Source organism: Kutzneria viridogrisea DSM 43870, from assembly GCF_000525635.1.
GTDB classification, from domain to species: Bacteria; Actinomycetota; Actinomycetes; order Mycobacteriales; family Pseudonocardiaceae; genus Kutzneria; species Kutzneria viridogrisea.
In genome coordinates, this window is sequence record NZ_CP007155.1 from 2,970,309 (window position 1) to 2,982,589 (window position 12,281).

At 70.7% G+C, this 12,281-nt stretch carries 11 protein-coding genes; 3 read left to right on the forward strand and 8 right to left on the reverse strand.

The features are described 5' to 3' along the window. Nucleotides 1–55: 55 nt before the first annotated feature. Nucleotides 56–967, forward strand: a complete 912-nt coding sequence (locus KALB_RS13310) for a LysR family transcriptional regulator (protein WP_025356208.1) — start codon at nt 56–58, stop codon at nt 965–967. A gap of 40 nt (nt 968–1,007) precedes the next feature. On the opposite strand, the gene KALB_RS13315 is transcribed toward KALB_RS13310, so the two are convergent. Genes KALB_RS13315 through KALB_RS13335 form a run of 5 tightly spaced genes read right to left on the reverse strand, consistent with a single transcriptional unit; the run spans nt 1,008 to nt 5,691 of the window. Continuing rightward, nucleotides 1,008–2,159: an acyl-CoA dehydrogenase family protein gene (locus tag KALB_RS13315; RefSeq protein WP_025356209.1), complete on the reverse strand. Its 1,152-nt coding sequence runs from the start codon at nt 2,157–2,159 to the stop codon at nt 1,008–1,010. Beyond that, nucleotides 2,159–2,977 (reverse strand): 3-hydroxyacyl-CoA dehydrogenase NAD-binding domain-containing protein, encoded by an 819-nt coding sequence (locus KALB_RS13320; RefSeq protein WP_025356210.1) that lies wholly within the window; start codon nt 2,975–2,977, stop codon nt 2,159–2,161. Before KALB_RS13320 ends, KALB_RS13315 begins: the two co-directional genes overlap by 1 nt. After that, nucleotides 2,974–3,720, reverse strand: a complete 747-nt coding sequence (locus KALB_RS13325) for an acetoacetate decarboxylase (protein WP_025356211.1) — start codon at nt 3,718–3,720, stop codon at nt 2,974–2,976. Before KALB_RS13325 ends, KALB_RS13320 begins: the two co-directional genes overlap by 4 nt. A gap of 1 nt (nt 3,721) precedes the next feature. Further along, nucleotides 3,722–4,483 carry a crotonase/enoyl-CoA hydratase family protein gene (locus tag KALB_RS13330; protein ID WP_030108812.1) on the reverse strand — a complete coding sequence of 254 codons (762 nt, stop codon included), beginning with the start codon at nt 4,481–4,483 and terminating at the stop codon, nt 3,722–3,724. A gap of 5 nt (nt 4,484–4,488) precedes the next feature. Continuing rightward, entirely contained in the window at nt 4,489–5,691 is a 1,203-nt protein-coding gene (locus tag KALB_RS13335) for a CaiB/BaiF CoA transferase family protein (protein WP_025356213.1), read from the reverse strand. A gap of 103 nt (nt 5,692–5,794) precedes the next feature. On the opposite strand from KALB_RS13335, the gene KALB_RS13340 reads away from it, so the two are divergent. Next, nucleotides 5,795–6,526 carry an IclR family transcriptional regulator gene (locus tag KALB_RS13340; RefSeq protein WP_025356214.1) on the forward strand — a complete coding sequence of 244 codons (732 nt, stop codon included), beginning with the start codon at nt 5,795–5,797 and terminating at the stop codon, nt 6,524–6,526. On the opposite strand, the gene KALB_RS13345 is transcribed toward KALB_RS13340, so the two are convergent. The 3 genes from KALB_RS13345 to KALB_RS13355 form a co-directional block, all read right to left on the reverse strand. Continuing rightward, nucleotides 6,515–8,371, reverse strand: a complete 1,857-nt coding sequence (locus tag KALB_RS13345) for a hypothetical protein (RefSeq protein WP_025356215.1) — start codon at nt 8,369–8,371, stop codon at nt 6,515–6,517. The two genes, KALB_RS13340 and KALB_RS13345, sit on opposite strands and share 12 nt — an antisense overlap. A 256-nt stretch (nt 8,372–8,627) precedes the next feature. After that, on the reverse strand, nt 8,628–9,887 hold the full coding sequence (locus tag KALB_RS13350) for a glycoside hydrolase family 18 protein (protein ID WP_025356216.1): 1,260 nt from the start codon (nt 9,885–9,887) through the stop codon (nt 8,628–8,630). Nucleotides 9,888–10,004: 117 nt separating this feature from the next. Then, complete coding sequence (locus KALB_RS13355) at nt 10,005–10,187, reverse strand: hypothetical protein (protein WP_025356217.1); 183 nt, start codon at nt 10,185–10,187, stop codon at nt 10,005–10,007. A 95-nt stretch (nt 10,188–10,282) separates the two neighbouring features. Here KALB_RS13355 and aspS point away from each other — a divergent pair, with 95 nt between their 5' ends. Beyond that, nucleotides 10,283–12,070: an aspartate--tRNA ligase gene (gene aspS, locus KALB_RS13360; protein WP_025356218.1), complete on the forward strand. Its 1,788-nt coding sequence runs from the start codon at nt 10,283–10,285 to the stop codon at nt 12,068–12,070. Nucleotides 12,071–12,281: the final 211 nt, after the last annotated feature.

The window sequence follows — 12,281 nt, forward strand, 5'->3', positions numbered from 1 at the left end:
CAACGACGAAGATCGCAACCTTGCATTAGTCGGACTCATCGATCAGGGGGACGACGTGACCGGACTGGACCTGCGCGAACTGGAGTGCGCACTGGTGCTGGGCGAGGAACTGCACTTCGGGCGGACCGCCGAGCGGCTCTACCTCTCCCAGGGGCGGGTCAGCCAGCTGCTGCGCTCCCTGGAGGACCGGCTCGGCGCGCGGCTGTTCGACCGGACCAGCAGGCGGGTGCGGCCGACCCCGTTCGGCGCGCGGTTCCTCACCGAGCTGCGGCCCGCCTACACCGGTCTGCACGGGGTGGTCGAGCAGGCGCGGGCCGCCGCGCGCGGGGTGCTCGGGGTGCTGCGACTGGGGTTCGTCGGCATGTTCGACGAGCCGCTGAGCGAGCTGACCGGCACGTTCGGTCGGCAGAACCCGGCCTGCCACCTGGAATTCGTCGAACTGCCGCTGTCCGACCCGTTCGGCGCCGTGCGCCGGGGCGAGGTGGACGCCGCGCTCGTGCTCGGACCGGTGCACGAGCCGGACCTCATGCTCGGCGCCACGTTCGCGCGCCACCCGCAGACCCTGGTCCTCGCGGCGCGGCACGCCCTGGCCGCTCGCGAGGCGCTGTCCGCCGAGGAACTGGCGGGCTGCCCGCTGATCGACGTCGCCGGTCCCGCGCCGCGCTACTGGCGGGAGTCCATGGCACCCACGAGCACTCCCGCCGGGCTGCCCATCCCGCGCGGCCCGCGGATCAGCACCCTGCAGGAGGGCCTGTCCATGATCGCCGCCGACCGCGGGGCCATGCTGTTCTGCGCGCCGACCGCCGCCGCCCTGTGGCGCCGGGACCTCGGCGTGGTGCCGGTGACCGGGCTGCCCGAGGCCAGCCGCGCGCTGATCTGGCACCGTGACGCCGAGACCGCGGCACACCGCGCGCTGGCCCAGGTGATCGTGGACCACGAACGCGCAAGTCATGAAGGTGCCGTTTGAGACACTAGATGTCTCAAACGGCACCTTCATGACATGTTGGTCACACGAAGGCGCTCAGCCCGGTGATCGCCCGCCCGGTCACCAGCGAGTTGATCTCGCGGGTGCCCTCGTAGGAGTAGACCGCCTCGGCGTCGGCGACGAACCGGCCCACGTTGTAGTCGAGCACGATCCCGTTGCCGCCCAGGATCTCCCGGGCCCAGCCCACGGCCTCGCGCATGCGCACGGTGCACAGGGCCTTGGCCAGTGAGGAGTGCTCGTCCCGGTAGACGCCCTGGTCCTGCAACTGCGACAGCCGCACGACGACCGCCAGCGAGGAGGTGACGTTGCCGAGGATCTTCACCAGCAGGTCCTGCACCAGCTGGAAACCGGCGATGGGCTTGCCGAACTGCACGCGCTGCTTGGCGTAGTCCAGTGCCAGCTCGTAGGCACCCATCATGACGCCCACGGCCTGCCAGGCCACGCCGCCGCGGGTCTGCCGCAGGATGTCGGCGGTGTCGCGGAAGCCGTGCGCGTTCTGCAGGCGGTTGGCCTCGGGCACCCGGCAGTCGGTCAGCGTGATGTCGGCGTTCTGCACGGTGCGCAGGGCCATCTTGTGCTCGATCTTGGTCGCGGTGAAGCCGGGCGTGCCCTTCTCCACCACGAAGCCCTTGACCTTGTTGTCGGCCTCGTCGCGGGCCCACACCACGATCAGGTCGGCGAAGGTGGCGTTGCCGATCCAGCGCTTGGCCCCGTTGAGCACCCACTGGTCACCGTCCCGGCGCGCGGTGGTCTCCAGGCCACCGGCCACGTCGGACCCGCCGTGCGGTTCGGTCAGCGCGAAGGCGCCGATCTTCTCCATCCGGGACATCGCGGGCAGCCAGCGCTGCTTCTGCTCCTCCGAGCCGCAGCGGTTGATGCTGCCCATGGCCAGACCGCTGTGCACGCCGAAGAACGTGGCCAGCGAGGGGTCGACCCGGTTCATCTCCAGCGCAAGGAACCCGGTGAGCAGGCTGCGGGCGCCACGGTAGGCCAGCCCGGCGATGTCCAGTTCGGCGAAGCCCTTGACGATCTCGTGCGGGAACTCGGCGTCGGCCCAGGCCTGGTTGGCGATCGGGGCCACCTCGTTCTCCAGGAACTTCCTGGTCCTGGCCACGATCTCGCGCTCTTCCCCGGTCAACAGGCCCTGGAAGTCGTAGAAGTCACCGGTGTTCATCAGTTGACACCACCCTTCAGCTCGATGATCGCCGACTGCAGGCGATCCCGCATTTCGCACAGCTGCTCGTAGTTCTCCAGCGGGTACTCCCGCTCGGCGGCCTCGGCCAGCCGCGCCGCGGTCTCCGGCTCGATGTCGGTCATCAGGTGCGCCATCATGTGGCGCAGCCCGCCGGGGCCGCCGCCCAGGTGGAAGGCCTGGAACGGGCCGACCGTGGCCCAGCGCACGCCCACCGAGTTGGTGACGATCTCGTCCAGTTCGGCGACGGACACCACGCCCTGCTCCACCAGGCTCACGCACTCGCGGAACAGCACGTGTTGCAGGCGGTTGGCGACGAAGCCGTCGACCTCCTTGTGCACCAGCACGGGCACCTTGCCCAGCGAGCGGTAGAACTCGCGGGCGCGCCGCACCAGCGCATCGGGGGTGGCGGGGCTGGGCACGAGCTCGACCAGGGGCAGGATGTGCGGCGGGTTGAACGGGTGCCCGACGATCAGGCGGCCGGGCTCGGCCATCTTCTCGCTCATCGCGCTGGCCACCAGACCCGAGGTGGACGACAGGATCAACGCGTCGGACGGGGCCGCCTTCTCGATGGCGGCGAACAGGTCCTGCTTGAACTCGATGCGCTCGGGGCCGTTCTCCTGCACCACCTCGGCCTCGGCGACCGCCTGCTCCACCGGCTCGGCGAGCAGGGCGCCCCGCGGCACGACCTGGGCCAGGTCCGGCCGGGGGTCGCTGACGGTGACGGTGTGGCCCTTGCTCAGGAACAGGGTGGCCCAGGACAGGCCGATCGTGCCCGCACCGATGATGGCGATCTTCATGACCGCGCCTCCGTGAGGTAGTCGTGCACCGGCCGGACACCGGACAGGGTGAGGTCGGTGAGGATGTGGCTGGCCGAGACGACCTCGAGCACGGGCAGGTCGGCCAGTGGGGCCAGCGCGTGCTGGAACAGTTGCAGGCGGGCCGGACCGGTCCAGGCCTGCTTGACCACCACGTCGGTGATCCGCGTGCGCACCAGCTCGCAGACCCTGGGCGTGCCGTCGTAGCCCGGCACGATCTTGAGCATGTACGTGGGTGTGGTGATCTGCTCGCGGGCGGCGTCCAGGTCCAGCGCGTGGTGCTTGTAGCCCATCGTCGCGGTGGCGACCCGCAGCGTGCCGTAGTCCAGGGTGCCGACCAGCGCGCCGCTGTCGGTGAACAGCTTCGGTGTACCGGCCACCTTGGGGTAGGCGGCGATCTCCCGTCCTGCCACGGTGGCCCCGAAGTTGTCCAGGTACATCGCGTGCAGGTACTCGCCGCGCTCGGCGCCCAGCCGGACCGGGATCACCTGGCCCGCCTCGGTGTACGGGCCGAAGGAGGTGACCTCGTTCATCTTCATGACCTCGAACCGGACCAGCGGTTCGTCGATCTCCAGCGGCTCGGGCACCACGGCGCGCAGCGCGTCCGGGTCCGTGCGGTAGACGATGTTGAGGTACTCGCGGTCGGTGAACCGGGCGACGGTCCTGGCGTAGGCGGGGCTGGCCAGCGGGGTCGTCAGTGCCCGCACCACCTGTTCTGCCTTCATCTCAGCGCCCCTTCCAGACTGGTGTGCGCTTCTCGGCGAAGGCTCGGGCGCCTTCGCGGACGTCTTCGGAGGAGGCCAGCGAGGCGGTCAGCTCGCGCTGCGCGGTGAACGCGGTCGCGTCGTCGACCCCTTGGCTGGCACGGACGATCTGCTTGACAGCGGCCAGCGCGAGCGGGGCGTTGCGCCGCACCCGTTGTGCCAGCTCGATCGCGGCGTCCACAGTGCTCTGTCCACTCGGGACGATCCGGTTGACGAGGCCGAACTCGGCCGCCCTGCCCGCGGGCAGCGGGTCCCCGGTGAGCAGCAGTTCCATGGCCAGGTGGTGGGGGAGCCGCTGCGGCAGGCGGATCACGCCGCCAGCGCCGGCCACCAGCCCGCGGCTGACCTCGGGCAGCCCGAACCGGGCATCCTCGGCTGCGACGATCAGGTCGCAGGACAGGGCCAGCTCGAAGCCGCCGCCCAGGGCCCAGCCGTCCACCGCGGCGACCAGCGGCTTGCGCACGGTGGCCTCGGTCAGGCCGCCGAACCCGTTGCCCGGCACGGAAGGCGACTCACCGGCCAGGAAGGCCTTGAGGTCCATGCCCGCGCTGAAGTTGCCGCCCGCCCCGGTGAGCACGCCCACGGCGAGCGAGCCCTCGCTGTCCAGTCGACGCACGGCGGCGGCGATGCCCTGTGCCACCTCGGCGTTGACCGCGTTGCGGGCCTGCGGCCGGTTGATCGTGATGACCAGTACGCCGTCGCGGTCCTCGGTGCGCACGCTCATCCCACTCACCTGCTCACCGTGACGCCGGCCGTGGCCAGCTCGCGCAGCTTGTCCGCGGAGTAGCCCAGCTCGGTCAGCACCTCGTCGTTGTCCTGGCCCAGCTTCGGCGCGTGCCTGCGCACACTGGCCGGGGTCGCGGAGAACCGCACGGGCGAGCCGATGACCCGGTAGGTGCCCTCGGTGGGGTGCTCGGCGGTCTCCAGCAGGCCGACCTCCCGCACGTACGGGTCCTCGGTGACGTGGTCGAGGTCCAGCACCGGGGCGAACGGGATGCTCAGCCGGGCGCAGGTCTGCTCCCACTCGGCGGTGGTGCGCTCCTTGGCGAAGGTCTCGATGTAGTCGTAGAAGTCGCCGAAGTGCTCGGCCAGCGCGGCGGAGTTGGCCCAGCGCGGGTCGGTGACCAGTTCGGGGTGGCCCACCTCGGTGAAGAAGTCGGCGATGTTGCGGGCGCTGTAGGGCAGGATGCAGGCCCAGCCGTCCTTGGTGGCCACCGCGCGGTGCCCGGGGGACAGCGAGCGGGAGAAGCCCATCAGCCCCACGGCGGGCTCGTAGGTCTGGCCGGACAGGTGCTCCACCAGGTTGAAGGCGAGCATGGTGTCGGTCATCGGCACCTCGACGTGCTGGCCCTGGCCGGTGCGCTGCTTGTGCACCAGCGCGGCGAGCACGGAGTAGACGATGGTCAGGCCGCTGACCTTGTCGCCGAGGATGGTCGGCATGTACGTGGGCGTGCCGGTGGTGCGGCGCATCAGGTCGGCGGTGCCCGAGGCGGCCTGCACGATCTCGTCGTAGGCGGCCCGGTCGGCCAGGTCGGAGTCCTCGCGGAAGCCCTGCGCGCTGCAGTAGATCAGCCGCGGGTTGGTCTCGGCCAGCGACTCGTGGTCCAGGCCGAGGCGCTTGAGCGCGCCCGGCCGCATGTTGGTCACCAGCACGTCGGCGGTGGCCACCAGGTCCAGGAAGACCTTCTTGCCCTCGGGGTTCTTCAGGTCCAGCGAGATCGCGCGCTTGTTGCGGTTGACGTTGAGCGCCAGCGGGCCCATGCCCTCGTTGCGGTAGGGAGCGCTCAGCCGGCTCATGTCCCCGGCGGGCGGCTCGACCTTGATGACGTCGGCGCCCAGGTCCCCGAGGATCTGCGTCGCGTACGGGCCCATGACCACTGTGGCCAGGTCGATGACCCTGATGCCCTCCAGTGCCCCCATGGTCGCTGTCATCGTGCGCCTCCTTGCTCGATCGCTACACCAAGAAAGTTATCGCTGGGCAAGTAGTTTACGCAATGTGATACGGTGATACCTATATAGATAGGAGGTGGGCGGGATGACCAGACCGCACCACAGGGCGGTGGACCGGATCGCGGCGATCCTGGAGGCCGTGGTGACCGAGCCGGAGGGACTGAGCCTGACCAAGCTCGCGCTGCGGCTGGACGCACCGGTCTCCTCCATCCAGAAGCTGGTCAACGGGCTGGCGGCCGTCGGCTACCTGGACGAGCAGGACCACCGGTTCCGGCTCGGCGCGGGCGCCTACGTGCTGGCGCTGCGCTCGGGTCTGGTCCCGGTGCAGTCGATCACCCATGGCTACCTGGAAGAACTGCACCAGCGATCGGGCGTATCCGCCGTGCTGGCCATACGAACGGGTGACACCTCGGTCTACGTGGACTGGGCGGGCACCGACGACCCGTTCAACTACCTCAGCGTGCAGCAGCTGCGCACCCCGCTGCCGGAGACCGCGGTGGGCCGCGTGCTGCTGGCGCACCTGCCCGAGCGCGAGCGCTACGCCGTCGTCTCGGCGGTGCACCCCGGGGACGCCGGAGCCGCGCTCACCTTGTTGGCGGACCTGGAACGGTTGCGCGCCAACGGGTACACGATGGGCGACAGCGGGCCGATGCTGCGCGGGATCGCGGCGGTGGCCATGCCGGTGTGGGAACGTGGTTCCGTGGTGGCCGCCGTGGCGCTGGCCGGACCGCACGAGAACGTGGACGGGCGCCTGGACGAACTGGCCAAGCTGCTCGGGGACGCGCTCGCCCAGTGGGCGCCGCGATCAGTCGATTGAGAACAGCTGGGGCGAGCTGTGCACGGTCAGTGTCGGCGCGGAGAAGTCCACGTACGGCGACCACCGGTCCAGCCGCCGCGACAGCCGCGCGGCCCCGGTGAGCCAGTCCTGGCCCAGTTCGCGGCGGATCTCGTCGTTGGCCAGGTACTGGCGCAGCCGGGACACCAGGATCGAGAACCCGTCGGTGAACACCGGCAGCCCGAGGCGGGTCGTCTCGGCGAAGTGCCGCATCGCCAACTGGTGGTCACCGTCGGTGGCGGCATGTTCCCCGGCGAGCACGGCGGCGTCGGTCAGCCAGGGCCAGTCCGCGCGCAGCCGCGCCATGGTGTCCGCGGACAATTCGCGGATCCGGCCCAGCCGGGCCAGCACGTAGCCGGTGAGCACGGTGCGGGTCGGTTCCTCGCCCTGCTTGTGCTCCAGCAGCAGCGCCGCCTGACGGGGCTGGTTGCCCGCCAGGTACCGGTACGCGGGCAGCAGGTGCTCGTCGGCGGGCGCCGCGAGCACGCGGGGTGCCGCCCCGCCCATCTCGAAGGTCACCTGCACCCGCCCCGACCACGCGGGCAGCGCGACCGTCAGCGGTGCGGCCAGCGGGCCGACCGCGCGTAGGAACCAGGTCCCCGGCCCGGCGACCTCCGGGGTCACGCCGAACCGGCCGCGGGTCAGCCGCGCCAGCGAGTCCACCGGGGTGGCCGAGGAGAACTCGCGCATCCCTCGCATGGACAGCACGTCCAGCGCCCACCCGGCGGGCAGACTGTCCACTTCGGACTGAACCGGGTGTGGCCGCAGCCCGAACGCGTCGGGGTCCAGGTCGAAGCGCACCTCCTCGCGCGCGGATTCGGCCAGGCACGACCCGTCCGGCAGCCGCAGCAGGACGGAGAGCTCACCCGGCGGCACCTCGAAGGCCAGCGGCGACTCGCTCAGGCCCGCACCCAGCAGTCGGCGGTGCTCGTCGCGCAGCTCCACGGGTAGCACGATCCCGTTGCTGCGAACGGTGAACCGCAGCGGGGCAGCGGGTCGCGGGCTGGCCTCGGCACGGCGCAGCACCGCGCCGTCGAACCGGCCGCCCGTCACGACCCGCCGCCCCAGGTCGGTCACCAGCGTCTCGGCGCTGATCTCGGTGTGCTGCCTGGAGTTCAGGCAGGCCATCAGCTCCTGGGCGAACCCCGGTGAGGTGCCCGCGTAGACCGGCGGGGGCGGGGTCTGCGGGGACTTGTCCGGTTCGGGCAGCAACCGCCCACTGCCCAGCGCGGCGTACTTCACGAACGCGCGTGGCCGGATCGGGCTGAGGTCCACGAAGTAGAACTGCCGCCGGGGCATGCCGGGCCGGGACATCACCCGGTGCACGTTGTCCACGTCCAGCGAGTGGTCCAGCGGCGAGTCCGGAGCCGGGAAGTCCTGCAACAGCACGGTGTGCGCGGTGGCGGAGTGCGTGATCCCGTGCCCGGCCACGTAGAGCAGCGCGGTGCCCTGCTCGTCCCCGGTGCAGTCCAGCCGCCACTGCGTCAGCGCCGCCTGGACCTCCAGCGTGCGCGCGGAGCGGAACCGCTCGTCCAGCGCGGAGATCGCCGGGTGCTGCGACTCCTTCGCCGAGGGCGCCAGCAGCAGGCGGATCGTGGCCAACGGCACGGCGGGCCGGAACCGCTCAGGATCGGCCAGCCACTGGGCGAAGCGCAGGGCCGCGAGCGCGGGTGTGCCCACGCGGCGCAGGCCGAAGTTGCTCGGCCGCCGGTCCGCGCGGGGCGAGAGGTTCGTGGTCAGTCCGTCGTAGGAGCTGACCCCGATGACCAGGGCGTGGGTGGCGGGCCCCCGGCCGGTGGTCGATCTGTTGTCCAGCCAAGGGCTCACACCCCGTTAACTGATGACAGGGCGCACTTCGTTAGCTCGGCCGGCCGCATCGAGACGAACGTGTGACCGGGCCGCGACCTGCGTCGCGACCCGGTCACCATGTGTCACCGCAGGCGTTTGCCCACAGGCGCCGAGTTGTCCACATGTGGATCTTCGGCAAGATCAGGTGTCGGGGTGGGGCGGTAGACTGGACTCGGGGTCGCCCCCCTGGGAGTGGCGGGGGATTGTCCAGTCGTTACGACTAGCCCCCCGCCGATCAGCCCAGGCCGCCGCGCATGGCGGCGATCAGCTCACCGTTGGCGGTGTCCCCGCTGGCCTCCCAGAAGAAGGCGCCGCCGAGGCCCTGGTTCTTGGTGTAGTTCATCTTGCCGGAGATGGTGCTGGGCGTGTCGTAGCTCCACCACTGGTTGCCGCAGTGGGCGTAAGCGGTGCCCGCGACGGTGCCGTTGGCCGGGCACTTGGTCTTGAGCACCTTGTAGTCCTCGATGCCCGCCTCGTAGGTGCCGGGGGCGGCGTCGGTCGCGGAACCACCGGGCGTGGCCTGGCTGACCCCGGTCCAGCCCCGGCCGTAGAAGCCGATGCCCAGCAGCAGCTTGTTCGCGGGCACGCCCTTGGCCTTCAGCTTGGCGATGGCCGAGCTGGTGTCGAAGCCCTGGGTGGGGATGCCGTTGTACGAGGTCAGCGGCGAGTGCGGCGCGGTGGGACCGGTCTTGGCCCAGCCGCCGAAGAAGTCGTAGGTCATCACGTTGTACCAGTTGACGTACTGCGCGGCGCTGGCGTAGTTGGCCTTGTCCAGCTTGCCGCCGGAGGTGGCGTCGGCGCTGATGGCCGCGGTCACCAGCGCGCCGGAGCCGAACTTGGACCGCACGGCGGACAGCACCTTGGCCAGCGCCTCGGGCCCGCTGCTGTCGCAGTTGAGGCCGCAGGCGTTGGGGTACTCCCAGTCGATGTCGATGCCGTCGAAGACATCGGCCCAGCGCGGGTCCTTGACCAGGTTGTAGCAGGAGCTGGCGAAGGCGGCGGGGTTGGCAGCGGCCTGGGTGAACCCGCTGGACCAGGTCCAGCCACCGAAGGAGAACAGCACCTTCAGGCCCGGGTACATCTTCTTGAGCTTGCGCAGCTGGCCGAAGTTGCCGCGCAGTGCGCCCGCGTCCCAGGTGTCGGCCTTGCCGTCCACGCTGTCGGCCGCGGAGTACGCCTTGTCGTAGTCGGCGTAGCTGTCGCCCAGGGTGCACTGGCCGTTCGCGGTGTTGCCGAAGGCGTAGTTGATGTAGTTCATCTTGGCGGCCGACCCGCTGGTGACCAGGTTCTTCACGTGGTAGTTGCGCTGGTAGACGCCCCACTCGGTGAAGTAGCCCAGCACCGTCTTGCCCGCGGTCGGTGCGGCGGGTGCGGCCTGCACGGCCGTGTCGGGCGTGGGCTGCGCCGTCGAGGTGGGCGCGGCCACCGTGGCGGTGACCAGACCGGCCAGCAGCGCACCGCCGACCGCCCAGGTCCTGCGCTTGAGTCCGAACATCCGTAGCTCCCTTGGTGAGCAGGGGAGGCGATCGACCGGTCGGCGGCAGGGAGACCGGTCAGAACGCCCGAAAGGGACGAAACGTGTCGCAACTCACCGTATTTGGTTTAGACCACTTTAGTCAACGGTCATGAACCGCGCACCACCAGACGCACCGGCTCGTGGGTCGGAGTCGGACACGCCGAACAGCTCCGAGTCCCGGACCGCGTCCGGGGACTGGTCCACCAGTCGGGTGATCCTGGGCGCCAGCCCGGCCACCACCGGGCAGGGGTCCGGCCGGGTCGCCGGGTCGAAGAGCACCCGTGGGGTAAGGGCCAGCGGAAACCCGGTGGCCCGGATTGGCTAGCCTTGGCAGCTCAGGTAGTCACCCGAACCAACCGAGGAGAGCAGTACCCGTGATGCGCACGCACGAAGCCGGGACGCTCCGAGCCGAGCAGGCCGGGCAGTCCGTCACCCTGACCGGGTGGGTCGCGCGCCGCCGTGATCACGGGGGTGTCATCTTCATCGACCTGCGGGATGCCTCGGGTGTGGCCCAGGTGGTCTTCCGCGAGGGCGAGATGGCCGAGCGCGCCCACCGGCTGCGCGCCGAGTACTGCCTCAAGGTCATCGGCGAGGTCGTGATCCGGCCCGAGGGCAACGAGAACCCCGAGCTGCCCACCGGGCAGATCGAGCTGACCGTCACCGAGTTCGAGGTGCTCAGCGAGGCCGCCCCGCTGCCGTTCCAGATCGACGACGGCCAGGAGCCCGGCGAGGAGGCCCGGCTGCGCCACCGCTACCTGGACCTGCGCCGCTCCGGCCCGGCCAAGGCGCTGCGCCTGCGCAGCAACGCCAGCCGCATCGCCCGCAAGGTCCTCGACGAGCGCCAGTTCCTGGAGGTCGAGACCCCCACGCTGACCCGCTCCACCCCCGAGGGCGCCCGCGACTTCCTGGTGCCCGCGCGCCTGTCGCCCGGGTCCTGGTACGCCCTGCCGCAGTCCCCGCAGCTGTTCAAGCAGCTGCTGATGGTCGCGGGCATGGAGCGCTACTACCAGATCGCCCGCTGCTACCGGGACGAGGACTTCCGCGCCGACCGCCAGCCGGAGTTCACCCAGCTCGACATCGAGATGAGCTTCGTCGAGCAGGACGACGTGATCGAGCTGGGCGAGGCCGTCGTCGGCGCCCTGTGGAGCGAGCTGGCCGGGCACGAGATCAGCCTGCCCATCCCGCGCATCACCTACGCCGACGCGATGGCCCGCTACGGCACCGACAAGCCGGACCTGCGCTTCGGCCTGGAGCTGACCGAGCTCACCGAGTACTTCGCCGAGACCCCGTTCCGCGTGTTCCAGGCGCCCTACGTGGGCTGCGTGGTCATGCCCGGCGGGGCCGACCAGCCGCGCCGCACCCTGGACGGCTGGCAGGAGTTCGCCAAGCAGCGCGGGCACAAGGGCCTGGCCTACGTGCTGGTCGGCGAGGACGGCACCCTGGGCGGGCCGGTGGCCAAGAACCTGTCCGAGACCGAGCGCGAGGGCCTGGCCAAGGCCGCGGGCGCCAACCCCGGCGACTGCGTGTTCTTCGCCGCGGGCGACCCGGACGGGGCCCGCGCGCTGCTGGGCGCCGCCCGGCTGGAGATCGGCCGCCGCATCGGCCTGATCGACGAGTCGGCCTGGTCCTTCGTGTGGGTCGTGGACGCCCCGCTGTTCGAGGCCGTTGACAAGATCGGCGACGACGTGGCGGTGGGCAGCGGCAAGTGGACCGCCGTGCACCACGCGTTCACCTCGCCCACCCCGGAGTGGGTGGACCGCTTCGAGGAGGACCCGGCCAACGCGCTGGCCTACGCCTACGACCTCGTCTGCAACGGCAACGAGATCGGCGGCGGCTCGATCCGTATCCACCGCCCCGACGTGCAGAAGCGCGTGTTCGCGCTGATGGGCATCGGCGAGGAGGAAGCCCAGGAGAAGTTCGGCTTCCTGCTGGAGGCGTTCAAGTACGGCGCCCCGCCGCACGGCGGCATCGCCTTCGGCTGGGACCGCATCACCATGCTGCTGGCCGGTGCCGACTCCATCCGCGAGGTCATCGCCTTCCCGAAGTCCGGCGGCGGCTACGACCCGCTGACCGCCGCGCCCGCGCCGATCACCGCGCAGCAGCGCAAGGAAGCCGGCGTGGACGCCAAGCCGGTGGTCAAGGGCGAGCAACAGCAGGGCTGAGCTCTGCTCCGTACGGGGGACACCGGCGTCTGAACGGCGCCGGTGTTCACCGGGATGCACGAACCCGTTACCGCACTGTGTTGATCCGCGGTAATGCTCGCTACTAGGTTCACGAAATCGTGCTGTGCGCCAGCGCGGGCCCCTGCGCGAACGGGTGCCGGGGTTGCGCTGCACGGCCCATTGTGTCGATCGCCTGGACTCGGCCCGTCAT

Coding starts and splice junctions, on each gene's coding strand:
- KALB_RS13330 (WP_030108812.1), bottom strand. CDS start 4,483: ATGAGCGTGCGCACCGAGGACCGCGACGGCGTACTGGTCATCACGATC.
- KALB_RS13340 (WP_025356214.1), top strand. CDS start 5,795: ATGACCAGACCGCACCACAGGGCGGTGGACCGGATCGCGGCGATCCTG.
- KALB_RS13350 (WP_025356216.1), bottom strand. CDS start 9,887: ATGTTCGGACTCAAGCGCAGGACCTGGGCGGTCGGCGGTGCGCTGCTG.
- KALB_RS13325 (WP_025356211.1), bottom strand. CDS start 3,720: ATGAAGGCAGAACAGGTGGTGCGGGCACTGACGACCCCGCTGGCCAGC.
- KALB_RS13335 (WP_025356213.1), bottom strand. CDS start 5,691: ATGACAGCGACCATGGGGGCACTGGAGGGCATCAGGGTCATCGACCTG.
- KALB_RS13320 (WP_025356210.1), bottom strand. CDS start 2,977: ATGAAGATCGCCATCATCGGTGCGGGCACGATCGGCCTGTCCTGGGCC.
- KALB_RS13315 (WP_025356209.1), bottom strand. CDS start 2,159: ATGAACACCGGTGACTTCTACGACTTCCAGGGCCTGTTGACCGGGGAA.